25 protein-coding genes are annotated in these 21,498 nt (G+C 37.3%); 5 read left to right on the top strand and 20 right to left on the bottom strand.

Annotated features, from left to right (window positions below; translation table 11 throughout):
* Positions 1-48 precede the first annotated feature (48 nt).
* The 11 genes from RFW85_RS00330 to RFW85_RS00380 all read right to left on the bottom strand — a co-directional run bounded on the left by RFW85_RS00330 (position 49) and on the right by RFW85_RS00380 (position 10,345).
* The gene (locus tag RFW85_RS00330; RefSeq protein WP_170247837.1) at positions 49-1,767 is read right to left on the bottom strand and encodes a biotin carboxylase N-terminal domain-containing protein; all 1,719 of its coding nucleotides are present in this window, start codon (positions 1,765-1,767) and stop codon (positions 49-51) included.
* Positions 1,764-3,350: an urea amidolyase family protein gene (locus RFW85_RS00335; RefSeq protein WP_170247838.1), complete on the bottom strand. Its 1,587-nt coding sequence runs from the start codon at positions 3,348-3,350 to the stop codon at positions 1,764-1,766. Before RFW85_RS00335 ends, RFW85_RS00330 begins: the two co-directional genes overlap by 4 nt.
* Before the next feature lie 33 nt (positions 3,351-3,383).
* Positions 3,384-4,199 carry a putative hydro-lyase gene (locus RFW85_RS00340; protein ID WP_170247839.1) on the bottom strand — a complete coding sequence of 272 codons (816 nt, stop codon included), beginning with the start codon at positions 4,197-4,199 and terminating at the stop codon, positions 3,384-3,386.
* Between the two features lie 2 nt (positions 4,200-4,201).
* Entirely contained in the window at positions 4,202-4,966 is a 765-nt protein-coding gene (locus tag RFW85_RS00345) for a LamB/YcsF family protein (protein ID WP_170247840.1), read from the bottom strand.
* A 34-nt stretch (positions 4,967-5,000) separates the two neighbouring features.
* Positions 5,001-6,254: an NRAMP family divalent metal transporter gene (locus tag RFW85_RS00350; RefSeq protein WP_014206320.1), complete on the bottom strand. Its 1,254-nt coding sequence runs from the start codon at positions 6,252-6,254 to the stop codon at positions 5,001-5,003.
* Positions 6,255-6,598: 344 nt separating this feature from the next.
* Complete coding sequence (gene mumR / locus RFW85_RS00355) at positions 6,599-7,510, bottom strand: LysR family transcriptional regulator MumR (RefSeq protein WP_170247841.1); 912 nt, start codon at positions 7,508-7,510, stop codon at positions 6,599-6,601.
* 91 nt (positions 7,511-7,601) lie between these two features.
* The gene (locus RFW85_RS00360; RefSeq protein WP_002163210.1) at positions 7,602-7,781 is read right to left on the bottom strand and encodes a zf-HC2 domain-containing protein; all 180 of its coding nucleotides are present in this window, start codon (positions 7,779-7,781) and stop codon (positions 7,602-7,604) included.
* Positions 7,775-8,395, bottom strand: a complete 621-nt coding sequence (locus tag RFW85_RS00365) for an RNA polymerase factor sigma-70 (RefSeq protein ID WP_005076757.1) — start codon at positions 8,393-8,395, stop codon at positions 7,775-7,777. Before RFW85_RS00365 ends, RFW85_RS00360 begins: the two co-directional genes overlap by 7 nt.
* Before the next feature lie 2 nt (positions 8,396-8,397).
* Positions 8,398-9,153 carry a DUF2063 domain-containing protein gene (locus RFW85_RS00370; protein WP_170247842.1) on the bottom strand — a complete coding sequence of 252 codons (756 nt, stop codon included), beginning with the start codon at positions 9,151-9,153 and terminating at the stop codon, positions 8,398-8,400.
* A complete protein-coding gene (locus RFW85_RS00375) occupies positions 9,104-9,967 on the bottom strand; it encodes a DUF692 domain-containing protein (RefSeq protein WP_170247843.1) in 864 nt (287 codons plus the stop codon). Before RFW85_RS00375 ends, RFW85_RS00370 begins: the two co-directional genes overlap by 50 nt.
* 69 nt (positions 9,968-10,036) lie before the next feature.
* Positions 10,037-10,345 (bottom strand): hypothetical protein, encoded by a 309-nt coding sequence (locus RFW85_RS00380; protein WP_170247844.1) that lies wholly within the window; start codon positions 10,343-10,345, stop codon positions 10,037-10,039.
* A 163-nt stretch (positions 10,346-10,508) separates the two neighbouring features.
* On the opposite strand from RFW85_RS00380, the gene RFW85_RS00385 reads away from it, so the two are divergent.
* Positions 10,509-11,111 carry a DoxX family protein gene (locus RFW85_RS00385; RefSeq protein WP_170247845.1) on the top strand — a complete coding sequence of 201 codons (603 nt, stop codon included), beginning with the start codon at positions 10,509-10,511 and terminating at the stop codon, positions 11,109-11,111.
* 132 nt (positions 11,112-11,243) lie between these two features.
* Here the strand turns inward: RFW85_RS00385 and RFW85_RS00390 are convergent, their stop codons facing one another.
* The 8 genes from RFW85_RS00390 to RFW85_RS00425 form a co-directional block, all read right to left on the bottom strand.
* Entirely contained in the window at positions 11,244-12,188 is a 945-nt protein-coding gene (locus RFW85_RS00390) for a DUF4424 family protein (RefSeq protein WP_170247846.1), read from the bottom strand.
* 124 nt (positions 12,189-12,312) lie between these two features.
* A complete protein-coding gene (locus RFW85_RS00395; RefSeq protein ID WP_170247847.1) occupies positions 12,313-12,657 on the bottom strand; it encodes a hypothetical protein in 345 nt (114 codons plus the stop codon).
* Between the two features lie 313 nt (positions 12,658-12,970).
* Positions 12,971-13,429 carry a hypothetical protein gene (locus RFW85_RS00400; protein ID WP_170247848.1) on the bottom strand — a complete coding sequence of 153 codons (459 nt, stop codon included), beginning with the start codon at positions 13,427-13,429 and terminating at the stop codon, positions 12,971-12,973.
* A 250-nt stretch (positions 13,430-13,679) separates the two neighbouring features.
* Positions 13,680-13,874, bottom strand: coding sequence for a hypothetical protein (locus tag RFW85_RS00405; RefSeq protein ID WP_170247849.1), 195 nt, complete (start codon positions 13,872-13,874; stop codon positions 13,680-13,682).
* A 175-nt stretch (positions 13,875-14,049) separates the two neighbouring features.
* A complete protein-coding gene (locus tag RFW85_RS00410) occupies positions 14,050-14,367 on the bottom strand; it encodes a hypothetical protein (RefSeq protein ID WP_216076490.1) in 318 nt (105 codons plus the stop codon).
* A gap of 159 nt (positions 14,368-14,526) precedes the next feature.
* Positions 14,527-15,219 carry a hypothetical protein gene (locus RFW85_RS00415; RefSeq protein WP_309171027.1) on the bottom strand — a complete coding sequence of 231 codons (693 nt, stop codon included), beginning with the start codon at positions 15,217-15,219 and terminating at the stop codon, positions 14,527-14,529.
* A gap of 2 nt (positions 15,220-15,221) precedes the next feature.
* A complete protein-coding gene (locus tag RFW85_RS00420) occupies positions 15,222-15,779 on the bottom strand; it encodes a hypothetical protein (RefSeq protein ID WP_170247851.1) in 558 nt (185 codons plus the stop codon).
* Between the two features lie 175 nt (positions 15,780-15,954).
* On the bottom strand, positions 15,955-16,659 hold the full coding sequence (locus RFW85_RS00425) for a hypothetical protein (protein WP_170247852.1): 705 nt from the start codon (positions 16,657-16,659) through the stop codon (positions 15,955-15,957).
* A gap of 434 nt (positions 16,660-17,093) precedes the next feature.
* On the opposite strand from RFW85_RS00425, the gene RFW85_RS00430 reads away from it, so the two are divergent.
* Positions 17,094-17,780, top strand: coding sequence for a hypothetical protein (locus RFW85_RS00430; RefSeq protein ID WP_170247853.1), 687 nt, complete (start codon positions 17,094-17,096; stop codon positions 17,778-17,780).
* A gap of 86 nt (positions 17,781-17,866) precedes the next feature.
* On the opposite strand, the gene RFW85_RS00435 is transcribed toward RFW85_RS00430, so the two are convergent.
* Complete coding sequence (locus tag RFW85_RS00435) at positions 17,867-18,415, bottom strand: TetR/AcrR family transcriptional regulator (RefSeq protein ID WP_170247854.1); 549 nt, start codon at positions 18,413-18,415, stop codon at positions 17,867-17,869.
* 676 nt (positions 18,416-19,091) lie between these two features.
* Here RFW85_RS00435 and RFW85_RS00440 point away from each other — a divergent pair.
* The 3 genes from RFW85_RS00440 to RFW85_RS00450 all read left to right on the top strand — a co-directional run bounded on the left by RFW85_RS00440 (position 19,092) and on the right by RFW85_RS00450 (position 21,482).
* A complete protein-coding gene (locus tag RFW85_RS00440) occupies positions 19,092-19,850 on the top strand; it encodes an HD domain-containing protein (RefSeq protein ID WP_170247855.1) in 759 nt (252 codons plus the stop codon).
* Between the two features lie 136 nt (positions 19,851-19,986).
* On the top strand, positions 19,987-20,607 hold the full coding sequence (locus RFW85_RS00445) for an NUDIX hydrolase (protein ID WP_170247856.1): 621 nt from the start codon (positions 19,987-19,989) through the stop codon (positions 20,605-20,607).
* Between the two features lie 176 nt (positions 20,608-20,783).
* The gene (locus tag RFW85_RS00450) at positions 20,784-21,482 is read left to right on the top strand and encodes a DUF1826 domain-containing protein (protein ID WP_170247857.1); all 699 of its coding nucleotides are present in this window, start codon (positions 20,784-20,786) and stop codon (positions 21,480-21,482) included.
* Positions 21,483-21,498: the final 16 nt, after the last annotated feature.

Below are 21,498 nucleotides of genomic sequence, written 5' to 3' on the forward strand. Positions count from 1 at the left end.
GACCCAATTAAACTAATGCTTAAGTGAGTCAAATCATTTATTCAAAACTTAATTAATACTCGCAATCACTGTTTCTGCATGGCAGGTCGCGCCCTTCTCTGCACCAATCTGGATAACACCACTGCGGTGTGCCAGTACCTGCACTTCCATTTTCATGGCTTCCATAATGGCGACCACTTGGCCTTCTATCACTTGCTCCCCATTTTCGACTTTCCAAGCACTAATCACACCATTAATTGGGGCGAGTAAATGCTCGGCACTGACTTCTGGCTCGGCTGTTTGCGCTTGAACGGCGGTTGCTGGGCCTTGTGCAAACATGCCCGCAGGTAAACCTAAACGGTGTAACTTGCCATCAATTTCAATGTAGCTAAGCAGCATTGGCTGTTGATGGTTTGGAATGCCACGTTTGGTTGGCTTTAACTCTTGTTTAAAGTCATTTTCAATCCAGCGCGTATGTACATTAAATTCATCTGTAAAGTCAGGTTCATTAAGTACCGCACGGTGAAAGTCTAAAACCGAAGCTACACCTTCAATTTTAAATTGTTTTAAAGCACGTTTAGCGCGAGCAATTGCAACTTCTCGGGTTGGACCAGTGACAATCAGTTTTGCCATGAGTGAGTCAAAATGGCTAGACACTAATGACCCAGTTCGAACACCTGTGTCGACTCGTACACCGTTACCAAACGGCGCTTCAAATAAACTAAGCACACCAAAGGCTGGAATAAAACCACGTGCTGGGTCTTCGGCATTGATACGAAACTCAATGGCATGGCCTTGGACTTTTGGTGTTTCTTTAATAGAAAGCTCATGGCCTTGTGCCACGCGAATTTGCTCTACCACCAAGTCGACTTTTGATGTTTCTTCAGTCACTGGATGTTCAACTTGCAAACGCGTATTTACTTCTAAAAAGGAAAGCTTGCCGTCACGACTCAGTAAGTATTCAACTGTGCCCGCACCGACATAGTCTGCGGCCTGACAAATGTTTTTTGCCGAGGTTAAAATTTGTTGATAAATCTCATCGCTAATAAATGGCGCTGGTGCTTCTTCGACTAACTTTTGGTTACGACGTTGCAATGAACAATCACGTGTGCCCAGTACCACAATGTTGCCATGTTGGTCCGCTATCACCTGCGCTTCTACATGACGCGGTTTATCAAGATATTGCTCGACAAAACATTCACCACGACCAAAAGCAGCTTTTGCCTCTCGCACTGCCGACTCATAAAGCTCTTTCACTTCTTCGAGTTTCCACGCGACTTTTAAGCCACGGCCACCGCCACCAAATGCGGCTTTAATAGCAATCGGTAAACCATATTGTTTGGCAAACGCTAAAGCTTCATCTGCATTATTGAGTGGGTCTTGCGTACCCTGAACTAACGGCGCACCTACAGAAGCTGCAATTTTACGTGCTTCGATTTTATCGCCTAGTTTTTCAATGGCACTTGGTGATGGCCCTACCCATTTTAAGCCCGCATCAATCACGGCTTGGGCAAATTCAGCACGTTCAGATAAAAAGCCATACCCCGGATGCACCATCGTCGCTTTCGATTTCTTTGCAACTTCGATAATGGCTGGAATATTTAGGTAAGTCTCGCTAGCAGTCGCACCAGCCAAACCCCATGCTTCATCTGCAAGTTCGACATGCATACTGCCAATATCGTCATCTGCATATAACGCTACTGATGAAATTCCCATATCACGGCAAGCATGAATAATACGAACGGCAATTTCACCACGGTTAGCAATCAATAATTTTTCTGTATTCATCTTTCATTCTCAAAATCTGTAAATTCGGCAATTTTTTTAAATTTGATGCGGCAACCTGCTGGAATCTGTGCCACCAAGTCCCAATGGTGTTTAGCAACAGAGCCAATGACCGGATATCCGCCCGTTAAAGGGTGATCATTCATAAACAAAACGGGCTGACCACTCGGTGGAATCTGCAAAGCACCAATACATGTGCCTTCACTTTCCAGTTCATGGGTAATTTTGCGAGTTAAAGGCTGTGCACCTGAAAGTCTTAGCCCGACTCGGTTGCTTTCATTGGTCACGAGCCATTCTTGCTGACATAGCAGTTCAATACTGTCTTGTTCGAACCAATCGGTACGTGGACCCATCACAATATCTAGCTCAACTACTTCGCCAGCTTGTGGCAAATCGTTTTTACCAACTTCATTTACGCTAATATTGGCTGCCTTTACTTGCCCTTGATAAATGGTATCTCCAAGTTTTAAAGGCTCTGGACCTAACACTGCCAAGCTATCAAACGAAGCACTATTGAGTACTGGCTCAACGTCTATTCCACCGCGAACAGCCAAATAATTTCTTAAGCCTGCTGTTGGTGGCTGAATTTGAAATTCATCGCCTTCATCCAAATCAATCGGTTGATAGCTTGCAAAGTCTGCGGCTTGACCATCGGCAAATTTCACCCGAATGTTTGAGATAGCCCCAGCCACTGCAATAACGCCCGCATGCTGCATTTTGGCTTTTAGGCCGCCATTTAAAACTTCAATAACTGGTGTATCGGTTGGATTACCTACAATACGGTTAGCACTGTGCATGGCAGATAAGTCCATTGCACCAGCCACGCCAACCCCAATATTGGTCTGGTTTAATCGCCCTTCATCTTGAATAAGCATTTGTAAACTTGGTACAGTGATCTTAAACAGTGGCACCGATTGTTTCGGCTCAACCGTACGCGTGATTTGCTGCGGTACAGTCACTGTCGTTTGGTTATGCGTCACATCTTCAAAATGTACGGTCATGCCCGGTAACAGTAACGCAGGATTTTTACGCTCTAAATCCCACATTTTTTCTGATGTAGTACCAATTAGCTGCCAACCACCCGGACTGTCTTTTGGGTAAATACCAGAGTATTTCCCAGCCAAGCCCAAAGAACCTGACGGTATTTTTTTACGCGGAACCGTTAAGCGCGGAATATCGGTAAAAGGCTTATCGGGACTGCTCATATACGCAAAGCCCGGCGCAAAACCAATAAAAGCCACATTCCACACACTTTGGTGATGTTTTCTAATCACATCTGCAACAGTCAGCCCTTGTAGCTCTGCAACTTGAGCAAGGTCTTCGCCGTTATAGCAAATCGGCACAATCACTTCTTGGCCGCTACGCTCAAATCCAGAATCAATTTTGAGACTCTGAATTGAAGCAACCAGCGTTTTAAAATTGGTTTCGATCTCATTAAAGAAAACCAAAATTGTTTTTGCAGCGGGGACTAAGTCTTTAATTCCATTCAATTGCGTATTTTGCAATTTATTGTACAACGCCAATGTTTCTTCTAGGCTTGCAAGCTCAATCAGGAAACAGTCGGCGTTTACCGATAAAAAACGCATTTGCTTATCCTTTTTAATTCTTCTTTAGTCCAGTTAGCCAATCCAAGCATGGTCAGGAATGTCGGTAATAAACATGTGACCCGGTGCATGACTAATCGCAAAAGGAATTTTCGAGTTCATGACGGCAGCTTGCGGTGTTACGCCACAGGCCCAAAACACTGGAATTTCACCCGCTTCAATACGAGAAGCATCGCCAAAGTCTGGCTTATTTACATCCAAAATTCCTAAGCTTTCAGGGTGCCCAATATGTACAGGTGCACCATGCACGCTTGGCATACGTGCTGTAATTTTTACCGCTTCACTAATTTGATGCGATGGAATTGGTCGCATGGAAACCACCATGTTTCCTGAAATACGCCCTGCTGGTTCGCACTTTATATTGCTCAAATACATCGGCACATTGGTATCGTCATGAATGTGGCGAACTTCTATGCCCGCTTCTTGCAAAGCTGTTTCAAACGAAAAACTACAGCCAATTAAGAAAGTCACCAAATCAGGACGAGCGTTATAAATCTCTCTTGCATCGGTCACTTCATCGACCATTTCGCCATCTTTCCAAATACGATAACGCGGAAAGTCGGTTCGAATGTCTGAGTCTGCTGCAAGCTTAGTTGCATAGATGCCTTCTTCGAGCACGTCAAGCACTGGGCAGCTTTGAGGGTTACGGTGTGCATAGAGCAAAAAGTCATATGCCCACTCTTTTGGCACCGAGATCATGTTGACCTGCGTCATGCCCGCAGCCATGCCTGCTGTCGGTTTATCAAAACCAGCACGGATTTTTAAACGCGCATCTAATGCGGCTTCAAGCTGAGCTGGGTCGACTTTAATATCCTTATACATGGTGCTCATCCTTATGCTTTATTTACAAATGGGTGAATTTCAATATTGTTTTTTACAAGCTCGGCTTTAATGGCAGCCGACATCTCTAGCGCACCATCGGTATCGCCGTGTAAGCAAATGGTGTCGGCTTGAATTGGGGTAAATACGCCGTCAATTGACTCAACTCCACCATTTTTAAGCATAGACACCACACGGCTCGCAACAAATGCCGAGTCATGTAAAACCGCACCTTCTAGACGGCGAGAAACTAATGAACCATCACTGTTATACGCACGGTCTGCAAATGCTTCAGACACAACTTTTAAACCCGCAGATCGTGCCTGTTCGACTAAGTTAGAACCTGCCAAAGCCACTAAAACCAATTCGGGGTTATACATTTTAATGGCATCAATCACGGCTGCTGCCTGAGCTTGGTCATGTGCAATGGTGTTGTAGAGCGCGCCATGTGGTTTAACGTATTGCACTTTTGAGCCTGCCACTTTAGCCAAGCCATCGAGTGCAGAAATTTGGTAAAGCACATCGGCAATCAATTCGTCACGTGACAAATCCATATTACGGCGGCCAAAGCCTACAAGGTCTGGGTAAGACACGTGGGCCCCAATAGTCACACCAAGCTCAACGGCTTTACGAACCGTTTTTAAAATGCCGAGTGGGTCGCCCGCATGAAAGCCACAAGCAATATTGGCACTGGTCACGACAGGTAAAATCTGGTCATCATTACCCATTTTCCATGAGCCAAAGCTTTCACCCAAATCACTATTTAAATCTACAAACATGGCATTATTCCTTTATCACTTCACGCAGTCTGGCTTAAAGCTTGGTCAAATAGTTAAACACAGTCGTAAACGACATATAGCCCATCCACCACGTTAACAGACATGTTAATCCACCCAAAATAAGCAACCATTTTGGATAGTTATAATTACCCATCAAATCTTTACGGCACGCGGCAACATACACAAAAATTGTAAGGCCAATTGGCAACACCAATCCGTTAAAACCACCTACGAAAATGAGTAGGCCTGCCGGAGTTGCACCCAATAACACATAAAGCAATAAAGCCAATGCGATAAAGGTAATGGTCGTATAGTTGGTTTGTTTTGGTGTTAAGTTCTTTTTAAAGGCAGTAAAGAATGACACTGAAGTATATGCTGCGCCAATCGTGCTACTAATCCCTGCTGCCCAGAAAATTAAGCCGAATAATTTAAAACCAAATGTACCCGCTGCATATTGGAATGCTTGAGCTGCCGGATTGGCGTCATGGCTGGCTAAATCAATCGTTGCACCGCTCACCACCACACCTAAAAAAGCCAAGAACAACACATAGCGCATGATGCCGACCACAACAATGCCCTTGGTCGCAGCTTTAGCAACTTCATCAATATTTTCAGGGCCAACAGCGCCTTTATCTAGTAAACGATGTGCACCTGCATAACAGATATAGCCACCAACCGTTCCGCCAACAATGGTAGTAATAATGGCAAAGTCGATCTGATCTGGAGCAAAGGTTTGGTGTACAGCTTGCCCAACTGGAGGCATCACAATGACAGCAACGATAATAATCAGGAGGATTTTAAGTAATCCCAACACGATCATGCTTTTATCCATGGCAAGCGTTGCTTTTCTTGAAGCAAAAATCAAAATGGCTAAAGCACCACTTAAAATACCGCCCCACTTTGTGTCTAAGCCAAAAAGTGCATTTAAACCTAAAGCTGCACCGGCAATGTTACCGACACTAAAGAAAAACCCGCCCAAAATCACCAGAAACGCCAGTAAATAACCACTACCCGGCAATGCTTTATTGGCAATGTCTGATGCACGCATTTGAGTAAGTGTGACCACTCTCCAAATATTTTGTTGAACCACATAATCAATCAAAATGGAAACTAAAATGGCAAAGCCAAATGCCGCGCCTAACTTGACTGTAAATACAGCAGTTTGGGTTAAAAAGCCGGGCCCCATTGCAGAGGTCGCCATCATAAAGATCGAGGCCACAATGGCCCATTGGCGATCTGATAAAAAAGAAGATTTCAGTAAAGACATATTAATGCGTTCCTCATCCATTTGAGCTTAACAACGCTATTTTCAAGTTGAACCAAGAACACCATTTTTCGTCCCAAACGATATTCTTTAATCCTTTTAAATGACAAAGATTCCCTGTTCCCCAATCAACACAATCGGTGATCAAATCTTGTGTCTAAAATAAAAACATAGCTAATCCCTACGGACAATAAGACTTTTTACATAAAATTAAAATTTCAAATATTTGATTTCTAATGATTTATTAATTGTAAAAAAATCAAGATAAGCTTTACTTATTGAAGTTAATAAGCTGCTTTTATGATTTTACATACAAAACAGCTTTTTTAAATAAGAAAAAATAGGGATACAAGACACACAAAAACAGCTTATTTTTTAATTTGCTCATTGAGTCTTTTCATAGCGCATTCAGAGACCTTAACCGCAACTTCGGTCAATTTCTCTTTTAATGCAACATCGTTTCCTTGAATGTAGATCGAGGTGAAATGAAACATCTTTAACTGAATCGGTGTATTTAATATTTCTAGTCGCCCATCAGTAATTTCTTTTAGTGCTGTTAAGGTCGGCACCACAGCAATACCCAAGCCCTGCTCGGCTAAACGCAACAGCGTTGCCAATGAATAACTGGTAATTGAAAGTGGTTCATCAATCCCTTGCTCTTTCATTCGTGCTTTCAATTCTTTATAGGGATAGGTAATTTTTGGATAAGTTAAAATGGTATGTGACATTAAAGTTTTAAAAGACATTTGAGCAACTCCACCTTTAAACGACGGTGAAGCCAAGAAACTTAGTTCAAAGTCACACAATGCCTGTTCAATACATTCAAAAGCCAACGTTGGCCCAAGCAAAAAGGCCATGTCCAAGTCACCTGTACGTACACCTTCTTGTAAGTTAGGCGTAAGGTCTACCACAATTTCTACTGAAATTTTTGGGAACTCTTGCTGAACCTTTTCGATATATTCAACCAACCATGTATAAACAATAGTTTCGGAAACGCCTAAACGAATGGTGCCAGTCAGGTGTTGATTTTCAGTCAGTTCAGCCACCAGATCTGTCTCTAGTCGCATAAATTTTTCGGCGTACTTAAATAAAGTTAAGCCTTTGTGTGTTGGTTTAAGCTGCCGATAACTTCGATCTAAAACTTTAAAGCCTAATTCATTTTCAAGAGATGTGATTTTTTGAGAAACCGCAGGCTGGGTGGTTTGTAATTTAGTCGCGGCCTTATTGAAGCTTTTTAAAGTCACAACCCAATAAAATGCTTCAAGATTCTTTAAATTCACGTTTCATCCTGTCTTAAAAAACTCCTCTACTTTTATAGTATGGGAGTTGTTAGCGTGATTAGGCTAGCAATAAATAAATTTTTAAATAAAATTAGCCATCAAAACTTTTAAATGCCTTAGAAAGCTGACTAATTGTTTTGATCTGTTTTGAATAACGGCGGCATGAGCGGCACGCCAATAAATGCAGTTGTAAACCACTTTGCTCACGTAATAACAATGGTCTATCTTGCTTTTCAGACAACAGTTGAGTGGCTTGTCGACATGTCAGCATGAACAATCCTCCTTCAATAACCATTTATTTTCTAAACATTCACGTAATCTGGTACGACTCCGATACATCAACACATTAAAGTTTGAGATAGACAATTCCAACTTGCTACAAATCTCATTAGAACTCAGCTCTATCACCTCTCTCATCATAAAAACTTGAGCATATTTGGCAGGTAAATGATTTAAACAAGCTTCAAAAATCATCCAAAAATCGGCCTGCTCCATCATTTCTTCAGGGCTTTGCCATGCTTGAGGCGCTTCATATTTATGCCAATGTCCAGAAGCATCAAACAGTGCATCAATACTCAGTTCACTTTCCTCATCTTTAAATAATTCTGTCATTGAGACCAAACGCGATTTTTGCCGAATCACATCAATAATTTTATTTTTTAAAATCGCGAACACCCATGTTTTAAACGCAGCACGTCCTTTAAATGAATCTAAATGCTGGAAAGCACTCGTTAATGCCTCTTGCACCACATCTTCAGCTTGAGGAAGAGAAGAAAGCTGTAAAAAAGCAAATTTTATCATTTGCTGTCTTAAGTCTTGTAAAAAGGCTGGATTATGCAACTGATCCCCTATTTCTTCATGATCTGATGCCACGGCTGAAGTCATCCTTATACCTCTTTAAAATCATGAGGAGTTTGAATCAATCGCATTCGAGTTAACAGTGCTTTTAGTTCTTGAATCTGCAGATAAATATCATGTTCAGACAAATCAGTGAGTACAGATTGAATGAGTGTATGAATATCTTGGTCAGTTAACTTTACATTTTGAGTCAACTGTTCAATTACCATAGCAAACAAAGGCGAAAGCTGTTCAATACATACTTTGTCTTGTTCATCTCGCCAGACCATAATTGCTCCAGGCATAGGCTCGACCTGTTCTGGAGTCATTAAAGTTGTCCACCTATAAACGGGATATTGATAAACCAATACCCATACCTTCGTGGTTAACTGCCAATCACAGTTTTCCTGCAAGACTATTTTTTCAATTTCAACAGTGTCTAAATACAACTCAAGCCATTCAAACTGCAACAACTCAGCCAACCAAGAATAGTCTTGCAATATTGGGTGTTTCTGATCTGTCAAATACTCTCTAAACTCCAGAGAAATATCATTATACAAAGGTGAGCGACACTGGGCTTTTTGAAAAAACTCCGAGAGTAATTGTTGCCACTTTAACTCTGGCAACATCGCACGAGCCACGGGATAAACTAAATCAATAAATGAACAGACATTATTAAAAAGTAAATCTCGATAAATATACATTTGTTCGGCAGGAAGAGCTTGAGGTAATTCCAAATCAGGATCACGAATCCAGTCACAAAACTGTTGTTGCATGGTCTGAAAGGATATTTGATTTTCCTTCATAGCCACTCTCCTGTTGTTGAATTATTTTAATTTTGGCTAGCTCCTCTTCTAGCTCTCGCCATGATGGAATATTAAAGTCGCGCTCAAGTAAAGTTGCCTTCACACCACACACTTGATAGGTATATCTCAATAGTTCCCATACGCGATCACAAACCTCTGCACCATGCGTATCAATTAATAAATTTTTCTGAACTTGTTCATGCCCAGCAATATGTAAATAACGGATTCTCTCTTTTGGCATGTCCCGAATAAATCCAAACGCATCACTGCCATGATTAATACTGTTGACATAGACATTATTTACATCCAGCAGCAAATCACAGTCTGCATATTGAAGAACTTCACGGATAAATTCCGCTTCACTCATTTCAGCATTGGGCATTAAATAAGTAGAAACATTCTCTATGACTAATCTTCTTCCTAAAATATCTTGAACACGTAAAATACGTTCAGCGACATATTGAACAGCCGCTTCGGTCATGGGGATTGGCAACAAATCATATAAATAGCCGCCATCATTTGTATAACTTAAATGTTCAGAATAAATCGAGACATCATATTGTTCTAAAAAGCTTTTTATTTTTTCGATAAATTCAAGATTGAGTGGATGAGGACCGCCAATAGACAATGACAAGCCGTGACAAATTAATGGAGCTTTTTCAACACACTGTGCGAGTAATTTCGCGTGTCGTCCACCAAAACCTAGCCAGTTTTCAGGAGCAACTTCGATAAAATCGGGACATGTTTTTGCATCTAAAAACGAATCTATAAAATCACGCCTTAAACCCAGCCCTACGCCTGACAAATCTATCATGGTGATTTCTCCTTTTAGAAACGATGCCGACACTTACCAGAAGGTCGACATCATCCATGATCAGATTTTTTACTTAGCGCCGCACTTACCGTCAGCGACTTTTTTATCTGCACCGCACTTGCCGTCCGCTGCTTTTTTGGTTGCTCCACATTTTCCATCAGCTGCTTTTTTATCTGCACCACATTTTGCTTCGGCAGACTTTTCGTGGTTCTTCATTTTGTTAGCACCGCATTTTGCTTCACCGCATTTTCCATCTGCTGCTTTGGTTGCATGTGCTTCGGTTGTTGTATGGGTTGCTGCTACCGCCACTTGTGTAGCGCCAGTAACTGAAAGTGCTAATAATGCCGCCACTGAAGTCATTGAGTTGAGTTTGTTCATTTTAGTATTCCTTTAAAGATAAATTCTCTGTTTGTACATTTGTACGTATAGTTAGACGGACCAAATCCTTTTTTATTACACCGTAAATAAAAAATTTTTTATGTAAGAAATACAGTCTTTATCCGACTAATTAATATTCAATCGCATCGGATGTGAAATTATCATGAAGAATTTTATTTATGGCTTATCTCAATATTATCAAAAACTGGGTAAAACTCTACAACATGCGGACGGCATCGCAGCTCTGGCTCTTCGATTATATTTAGTTCCTATATTTTGGATGGCCGGCACAAATAAATTAATGCACTTCAATGATATTGTAGAATGGTTTGGCAACTCAGATGGAGGTTTAGGACTTCCCTTTCCATATCTAATGGCCCTGCTTGCAACAACAACTGAACTCGCGGGGGCAATACTATTAACATTTGGCCTTTTTACTCGCTTAATTAGCATCCCACTGCTTATTACGATGTTAGTTGCTATATTTACGGTCCATCTACCGAATGGATGGCAAGCGATTGCTGATCCAAATGCACCCTTTGCAAACATGCAGGTCTTGGCCTCGGCTGAAAAGCTAGAAAAAGCTCGTGAAATATTACAAACCTACGGCAATTATGACTGGCTCACGTCTAGTGGTTCGTTTGTAATTTTAAATAATGGAATTGAATTTGCCGTTACGTATTTAGTCATGCTACTCGCACTGCTTGTTCTTGGAGGCGGCCGTTATTTCAGTTTAGATTATTGGATTAAAAAGAAGCTGCTCTAATTAATCATTACGCTCAGAATCCTACTGACAGCAACATAGAGCATCTTTTTGCTTATTGTGTGCCATGTCTGGTTCATGACACACAATCAATATTGAGGCAATTTGTTGGTCAAACCAGAAGCTTGTAGGAAGTTATCTAACTCTCACAAAAATAATATCTAGGTCTTTTTTGGGTACAAACTTAGTCTTGGTCATTTGAAATTGAGTTGGACTAATTTTTTTAACTGGCCCATCCCAACAAAATGAAACCAGTTCGTCTTTATCGCGCTCAATGGTTAACTTAAAGTTTTCAATTGGCTTTGCCCAATTTGCGCCCGTCGTCAAAATGTAACCCAAAGCACTAAACGGCGAATTTTCTGCACTGGCTTTTTTTAAGCCCTGCTTAAATTGCTTATCCATACAAAATTGCTGGCTATCTTCCTCGGGATATAAGGCAACAGAACCACCCACCAAAGGTTTATATTCATGATGAATCTTAGTCAAACCATTGGCTTTAAAGGTCTGCCTCCAACTATAAACCACTTGAGATGACCACGGGATCACATCATCTTTTTTAAATTTGGCTAAGATTTTTTGTATGTTCGGCTTATTACATTGTTTTAGCTTATCTACATAATATTCATAATCATAGTTAGTACGAGTCCAGGGATTTAGCATCTCTTTTTCACTAAAACCGCACTGTTTAAACTCATCCGTAGCATCAATCAGAGGCGATTTTTCATCTTTTTGAATAAACGTTCTGACATGCATTTCCGGTTTTATATTTTTCCCATCCACCACGATCTTAAAACTTTTTAGAAGTTCTTCTGTATGGGCAAAATCAGACTCAAAAAAATTATCAATGCGCGGTAGTGGAAATAAAATGGTTTCAGTGACTTCTTTATTGCTTAGGTTTTTATAGAGGTAATCGACCTTAATCAGTTTTTTACTAATAAATAGATCTTCGCTTTGCATGGCAATCTGCGAATTTTTGAGATATTGAATCCCACCCGTACCGACATAGCCCGTAGAATCATTAGCTACGCTATAGGTCGATAGTTGAATTAATACAGCAAAAGTCATTACAAGCTTTTTCATTTTAAAGCGCTCTATGTCATTTTCTAATTATGGAATATCAATCTAAGGCAAATCATATTATATATTTCACCCACAAAAAACCGTCTAAAGACGGTTCATTCATACATTAAAAATCTAATTTCTTTTAATGATAATTTAGTTTCTGCTTTATCATCCTTTTTTGCACACTAATTTTTCCAATAAAGTTGGTTAGCCATAAAATACATTCATCACGATGTTCAAAATGAGGAATCAAACTTAAATCAATTTTTATATCTCTATCTGCCAAAGGTAAACTCAGACAATATTCAAAGTCGATAGAGTTATACTTTAATTTTAGATCCTTTTCTTGGGCCTGCTTTTTAATTTCAGCCATAATTCGATTGAGGTTAACAATCAAATTATTTGAAACTTGGTTATTTTCATAAATACGTTCATATACATTTTCAGCAACGTCTATGTATTTAATTAACTCGGCATTTTCATTCATATTATTTATATTCCCCTTTTTTTAAAGATTATGAACAGCTAAATGTTTAATTGCGTTACTTGACACATTGCTTATGTGAAAAACGTATATTTTTCTTTATTAACAAATACACTTAAGATATTGTTATTTATTATGATTCAATAGATATCTGCACATTTGTATACATTTAATATTTTCAAAAATCTAAATTTAGACAATGTTAAAAGTTAGTTAGGATGGGATTAAGACAAAAAAAACCGCCCCAGAAGGCGGTCGCTGAATTTAAAACCAGCAGTATATAGAAGTGTGGTGGACGGTCACTTCTATATTCTTTTTATGAAGGAGTTTTATTGGTTTTACTAAAATCTTCAGATTTAAAATAATTGATAATCATGTCTGCATGCTCTTCTTTTTGAGGAGCTACAGATACAGGAAATGCATCTTTCGACATATTAAAACCAGGTGGAAGAAATTGCGAAATAGGCGGCAATTTAGGTTTTCCACCTTCCGTAATTCGTTCAATAAAACCAGCTAACCAAAGAAGATACTCTCCTTCATTTACAAATTTTGGCATGACACTCAAATCAATTTTAACTTTACATTCACTTAACGGTTTAGTTAAGTTTTCTTCAAAGTCTATATAGTTGAACTTGAGCTTAAACTCAGTCCCCTTGATGGCTTTTCGGGTCTGACTAATTAAACAGTTAAGGTTCTGAGTAATGTCATCAGTGAATAAGCTATCTTTTTTTATATTTTTATAAACCTTTTCGGCTACAGCTAGATACTTTGGCATTAACCTCTCTCCGTCCTATTGTTATAAAGTTCTGATCTATGAATGTCTTATGTATTTGATTATGCTTAAACGCGTGTAATTAAAGGTAACCTTACTAGACTTGTTTGTAAGTAGTTATCGCTTTATGTAAAGCGCACCAATAAAATACCGAAAAAAATTATGGTTTTGATAACTTATCCGCAAAAATGCATGGTTGAATAGAGAAAGTTTGAAACATTTATTTTCATATTATTTTTACCATTTGGTAAAATTAATATACTTTCATTTGCCTATCTCGTCTCACTAAACCCAGAAAAGCTCGACGCACTCGTATTTCTTCTTCAGAAAAAGGTAAATGCTCGATAAGCTCGTAAATTGAGAGAGAATTATTTTCTATCAAGAAACAGTCTTGCTCTGTTGTCCAATTAGTCGTAGCCGATTCAGCTTGTTTTAAATAGCGTTTCATATTTCCTAGCAGACTTGTTTATATATACAAAAAGCCTGCCTTTAGGCAAGCTTATATTTCAGATTTTGAATTGATCATTATTATAGCAATCTATAGATGATATGGTCAGTTAATATTGTAGCTGCCCTAACTAAATATTATAAAAAAAGCCCACTTACTGTGGGCTTCTAAATGGTTATTGTGCGGCATTTACCCCAACAATAAACTGACTACAATTAGAACCTTCAGATGCATTACCTAATTGCTTTTCAGAAAATTTAAATTTAGAGGCAACTGACTCATAATCTTTTTTAAGGCTTTGTCCTGTTAGCTCACCAAGCTCTTTCACTTGTTCTGGTTTCAAGATGCCATGTTCAACTGCTTCGTTTACCATGACACATGCTGTCGTCATCGCGTCATAACGCGCAGCAGTTTCAGAGTAGCCTAGAGCACCGATTACACCACCAACAATTAAACCAATAATGACCGCCAAAGTTACGTGCATTTTATTCATTTTTTAAATACCTAAAAATCTAACGAAAAGACGAACACTTCAAAAGGATGTGCTCAAGTCCAATCAAGATAGCGGTATTTACACGATATAAAAAGTTAGATTCTGTCACATTTGTTGATAGATTACGTGAAATGTGTTTAATCAATTAAAAGGGAAATATCAGACCTTCCTAGTTCTTTTTCGTTTTTTGCTTGGCACTTCTAAAGGAATATCCACCTTACCTGTACCCAACCCGCGAAAAAAATAATTAAAGATGTATAAGAATAAAAGACCAAAATAAAAAGTAGGAAAAATACTAAAGGCAGTACTTATGATTTCCCAAAACATAACCCCGACTCTATAGTTATAACAGAATGATATGAGTCCACCTCTACGTCTAGGCCTTTGCTGAGTAATATCATCCTCAATAAAGTGAAAAATTCCCATAACAAAACAACCAGCAAATGTACTTGAGACTAAAGTCTTTTTAATTAGAGGCTTTTCTAACCAAGGGTATTTTTTTGAAGATTCAAATTCGGCTTTAAAAAAGAATTTATAAATTTCTTCTTGATAAGCTTTATTAATTCCATATTTTTTAATAAAAAAATAGGAGATAACACAACCAACAAAGAACATGACTATGGTTATGTAAATGCTATAAAGAATCGTAAAAAACGGTAATGGCCCTTTCGTACCAACAGTCACATGCATAGTTTGTGTGATGTATTGATATAGCTCGTACTGCCATTCATTTTTTGGATAAGCAGGAAATACAAATAAAGGAATAATAAAAAGAATAGAGCATAAGGCTATATTTCCTTTATTTCCTTTACTTTTCCGTGCAAGCGTAGAAAGAAAACTTTTAGAAGCCATATCTATATTTTACAATTTGGAATCATGTGCTTAGCTTTATAAAACTCATCAAAAGCCTTCATATCATTTAACCATGGAGAGATAGTTTCCAGATTACGTTTATTAATATTTTTTGATGCTAATAGCCTTGATGAAGAATAATTTTTCTGCTGAATTTTTTGATTATATTGTTGTACAAACATAAGCTTTAAGCATAATCCTCGAATGCCCTTATTACCAAAATATGAATACTCAGAATATTTATTTAAGACATCTTTCATTTCTTTATGTTCACCATTCCAAACATAAAATGAGCTTAAACCATTCAAATCGTTAATGTATATCTCATCATTAATGGGGTTTAACTGTAGGCCTTCTTTTAAAATAATACTGTTTATTTCCACTTCATCAGATAAGTCCATCCAAAAAAAAGAAGCCATAACTTCTTCTGAAAATCTTATTCTGGCTTGCTCTGTATCCTTAGGATATACAATAAAAAAATAATATAATCCCAGAAAAATTATAAAGAATAATATAATAGAAAGTAATCTCCAAAAATTAGTACCTTTTATAATATTCATAACAAGCCATTCATTTTATTTAATATCTTGTGAACGAACTTTACTCTATGTTTTAGATAAAATCAAAAGAATAGAGAGAAAGTTTCCTTATATGAAATATATACTTATTTTTACTTGTGCTCTTTATATTCAAAAGAGCACTTTTTAAAGGGAACTTTGAGACATTTTTAAGTGATTAAGGTAAAAATGGCTTTGTTAGAAACACAAATCCGACAGAGAAAAAAGCATTATCATGATGAGACATTTGGTTGCCATAACTTGTGTTTAATTGAACAAAATCTTTATAGACCATGTATCGAAAACCTGTTTGGTAAAAGGCATCATTTCGGTCATTACCATATACTTCGGCAGTGAACGTTAATGGGTTAGCAAGTTGTGTTTCGGTTCCAATTCCCCACGTGGTTTGATTTTTATGTGTGGTATTTTCACGTAACCACCCCATATTGGCATGGATTAAAAATTTATCATCCAAAGTAGAAAGACTTAAAGGAACATTAAACGTCCAATCTTTCTTTGAAGAATCTTTAGTATTGATTTGAGTACCAAATGAAAAACCGATTCCCCAATCATTCGTTTCTAAAGGTTTTAATAAGGTCTTGCCTTGTAGAGTTGCATAACTGACGTGCTCGGTATCATCATTTACTCTCCCCATCCCTACAGCAAATTCAAAATTGCCACCAAAATTACAGGCTGGTGTTGCCCAATATTCTTTGCTGTCAGAGTTATGCTGTGCCCATGTTTCTAGCTGACAAGTTTTTGGAGAAACAAGAGCGGCATCGTCAACAACCATAGGTCGTCCACTATAGCTTGCATTAGATAATGTGAATAAACAGAAACCAGAAATAAGTGAGCGTTTCTTTAAAGTAAATAACACTGGCATCACTCCCATAAGTCATGGAGCACATGCAAGTACTGCAACCCAACATGATCAGATCATGGGTTAATAATAGAAATGAAAAGATGAAAATAAAAAAACCTCTTCTTGCATCCACAAAAAGAGGTCTGTCAGGACTTCAGTGGATACTTAGACTATTACCGATCGACTACTGTCACTCGAGCAAGTACTCACATTGAAGCTCCTAAAAATTAGTTGGGCGAATTCTAAAATTCCCGTTGTTAAATATCAAGTTAAAATTTAGTAACAGATCTAGCCAATCTGAATGTAAGTATTAATATCTAAACATAAAGTACATTGTAGATATAAATACTTAAGGAGTAATAGTTGTTTCATTTAATTATATAATAATGAACGTTAGACACACCTAATATTTCAAATATGTATAATATCGTAAATTTCAACAATGAGATGGTTAGATGAGCGATATTATTGAACTATTAAAATTAGCCTTAGAACACCCTTCACCAGCATTTATTTTTACTCTGGTTATCTTATTTATTATTGTTAAATCAAAAAATATTTTATATAGTATCCTTGAATTTAAAGACCTTACTAAGAAAAGGCTCATACAAAAATATGAAGAGGCAGCTAACTTCAAGGATAAAAATTTTCTTACTAATGAATTAGAGAAAGATTACCTACGTTTATGTGAGGAAACACAAATTAAGGCTTTAATAGGTTGCCGATTTTGCTCTAAAGAAATGGCTACATTTATTTTAAGCCGAAAAGATATTTTAAGTACTATCAGTCTTTATCATAGAATAAAAAGTGAAGTAAAAATTGAGGATGGACACGTAGTTCCAAAGATAAAAATGGGGAAATTAAGAATTAATTTCAATATTTTTTTTGGATTTATATTTTATATGGGAATAAGTATATTAGCTTTTTCACCATTATTACTTCCGATGTTCTCCCAGATAATTTTCAATCAACCAATGAAATTAAATCTGGATTGGAAAATTATATTAGCAGTAACCTTTATTATAATAAGTCTCTTCTCAGTAGCTTTATTTATTTTAAATGAGAGTTTAAAACCTAAATTTACAAAAGATTTTTGTGAACTTAGCTCAAATAAAGAACCTGAAGTTTATATAGATTTATAATTAAATTTTTTCGCAAAATTATCATGTTTAACCTTCTTCTATTTTTTAAAATAGAGGAAGGGCTTTAAAAGAAATGAATAAACGAATTATCTTCTCAAAAAACACTCAAGCACTCTCTCCCGCTCGATTGCCACATCCGAGCTTAAAAGCTGAATAACTGCACCTTCAATCATATATAAAAATAGCTTAGCGTCTTGAAAGGTAGCATCTGTTTTGAGTTTTACAAGCTGGCTATAAATTTCATTAAGCAGCCATGTTCTATATCTCACTGCGGTTATATAGGCTTTTGGATAGATCAGTTTCGTTTCAAAAATTGCTTTAAATAATAGGTAGTACATTCCTTCTAAATCGGTGTGTAAGTAATAAAGCTCTTTAAGTTTATCGTTCACGTTTGTACCTTGGTCGTACTGAGCAATTGAAACCACTTTTTCTTTTAAACGTTCTTTTTGTACGATTAGACAGATTTCAATAAACCGCTCTTTAGAATGAAAAAAGTTATAAAAAGTTGCTTTGGTCACTTCACACTCTTTCACGATTCTATCTACCCCAACCGTATGAAAGCCGTGATGGTGAAATAAATCAATCGACTTATTAATGACTTGAATAGCACGCGTTGAGAGAACTAAATTTGGCATAGTCTTACCGTTAGAAATTATTGTTGTTTCTAAATGAGATACTTTTTTGGGAGAAAAAAGGCACAGCAAAGCCCGTAAGACTGTGCTTGGCACATCTCAAGTTTTATTGTTGATTAAGTTTTTAGACGAAGTAATTTAAAGCCTGAAAACCTTACGGCGATCAAACTGCTTTAAACGTTTAAGCTGTGTCGTTATAGCTTTTGGCATTGAGAGCCAAGAAATAATGGATGTGCAAAGCCAACTCCTTTTTATTGGGAGTTCTGCCAGACATTAGAATTATGGTGGCAGAACGAAAGGGGTTAGCAGACTGGTCAAACGTGGCCAGCACACCCGAAGGTGTCCCCCTCCGTTCCGCCATAGAGGGGGCACGAGGGCTCAACACTAGAAGCACGAAACTTCTAATGTACGTTTGATACGGTCTGCTAAAACCGACTGGCAATGTAGGCCAGCAGGCAAAGGATAGTAGCCCGCCCTCTTTCAGTCAAGCACACAAAATGACATTTGCTTTAAAATAGATCATTAAAAAGTAAGGATAAATAATGAGGAAGTTATTGTTAAATTGAGGTTTACAAAATGTCTATCAATTAAAGCTCTATTGATGTCTTAAGATTGAAAACTTGCAAAAAATCATCAATGATAATATTTTAGAGTAATTGCTCTAAAATGAGATCTAATAATGAAAACTAAAAGAATTGGTTCGTATCACTGGATGCAAGCTACCAATGGTCAGCTCAGCTTCAAAGAGAAAATTAAGTTAATTCAAAAACTTATGCTGCCAAGTGTTATGGCCTCTATAAAAATAAATTACTTTCGATTCAAAATTTCTCATGATTTTGATATTGATCAGATCGTAATACCAGATACTCAAATGGTTAAAGTCGCGCTTGATGAGCTCGAAGCTAAAGCAAGTATATCTATCTACAATCATTCATGGCGAACCTATTTCTGGGGTGCTGCCCTAGGCCATATACAAAAACAGCAATTTGATGATGAGTCACTTTTAATAGCCTCACTTTTTCATGATATTGGCTTAACTGAGCAACATATTCATAGTAAAGGTTGTAACTGTTTTACCTATGAGAGTGCTAAACAATTTGAGCTAAAGGCTAAAGAACAAAGCTTTGATGAGAAGAAAAGTGAAGTTATTAAAGATGCTATCTGCTTACATATGAACGGCTATATAGATCACTCTGACCCAGCAGAAATTACGCTATTACAGCAAGGCGCATCATGCGATGTAATTAGTGACGGTCTATATAGACTCCCCGTCTCTTTTAGAAATGAAATTTTAGAAAAATATCCTAGAAAACAATTTAATAAAGAATTTATTGAGCTTGTTAATTTAGAAAGTAAGAATGTACCAAATTCTCGAACTAGTCTATTAAGTAGTTTTGGTTTACCACTCATGATTAAGTCAAATTTATATAAAGAGTAATTTGATTAGAGCTATTAATCGTAAAAAAATCTCAAAAAAATTCGTTTGAAATCTCAGCTAACAACTGTTTAATAGTGCTTCGGCTGAGTATGACTTAACATAGCTAAAAGATATAAGCTTGAAGGCATCTCTTGCAATGAATGACTCAGTGAAGTGGTTAGAAACTTTAAATAAAATTACTGGTATTGCCCAAACAGGTTTACATTATTCAAAAGATGTTTATGACAAAGAACGTTATGAACAACTCTTAGGACATATTGAATATTTATTAGAATTAAAAGAAATCAAAACAGAAAATTTTATTAATAACGTGCTCCAAGATGTAGGTTATGCCACTCCGAAATTAGATGTCAGAGCAGTTGTTTTTAAAGAAAATAAATTATTATTAGCAAAAGAAATTGGAGATGGGCGATGGTCTGTTCCGGGTGGATGGGCTGACGTAGGTTACTCAGCATCGGAAAATGCTGAAAAAGAGGTTCTAGAAGAGACAGGTTTACGAGTTAAGGCCATTAAATTATTAGCTTTAACTGATAGAACCAAGCACCCACACCCTCCCATGTTTTTACATGTGTATAAGGCTTTCTTCTGGTGTAAAATTATTGATGGTGAACTGATACCAAGTATTGAAACACCCGAAGTTGGATTCTTTGGTAGAGATGAGTTACCACCTATTTCTACAGCACGTGTAACAGAAGAACAAATACAGCAATTCTTTGATTATTTAGAGTCAGTACCAGACGTTACTAAGTTTGATTAGTTAAAAAATCAATGTAAAGAGAAATATCTATTATTGATAAAAACTATTAGTTATTTAACTCTAGAATGTCCTTCTGAAGTAAGACTAAACTGGATTAATCAATTGGAATGGAATATTTTTTGGCTAAGCTCAGGCTATAATATTAGTAAAGCTCTATTATTTTATCTAATTCTCATATGAAGAACGCATTTTCTGACAGCAACCAAATTAGAAAAGTGTCTAGTTTCCCTGAACTTGTAAATACAAAGTTTCAAGGAGAGACAAATGCGATTTGCTGGCACAGAAATTTGGTGGGTGACTTTAAAGAAATTGTGAATAAACTTCAGTTAAAAGAAAATATTACAGAAGTTTCTATTGAAGACCTTTTAGCGCTACAACTTTCAGAAAAAGGTAATCTTGCAAGGACAACTATTTTAGAAGATATCGAGCTGTTAACTGATTTTGGTGCATCACCTGTACTTAATTTACTTAAAAACTATGAACGCGATGAAGAACTAGATTTCATTTCAACCGATGTATATTCATTCCATGTTGATCGCTCCCCCATTGAAACCGATACATTCTTATGTACCTATCACGGCGCTGCCAGTGATATTGTGCCCAATGATCAGGTTGAACAAAAAGTTTTAATTCCAGAAATTAGAGAAAAGCTCAAAGAATTACATGACGGCTCTGATGCTGAATTTGAAGCTTTTTTGGCAGAGTATTTTTTTGATTTGCATTATCAACCCAAACCCGATGCTCAACCTGTAAATTTAGGTACGGGACATATTTGGCGTTTAGCAGTAGATCATCCCACTCAAAAGGTTTTACCTTGTGTTCATCGAGCACCTGTTGAAAAAAATGGCGAGTATCGATTGCTTTTGATTTGTTAAATATATTGTCACTCCA

The organism is Acinetobacter sp. 12966, from assembly GCF_031196995.1.
GTDB lineage: Bacteria > Pseudomonadota > Gammaproteobacteria > Pseudomonadales > Moraxellaceae > Acinetobacter > Acinetobacter geminorum.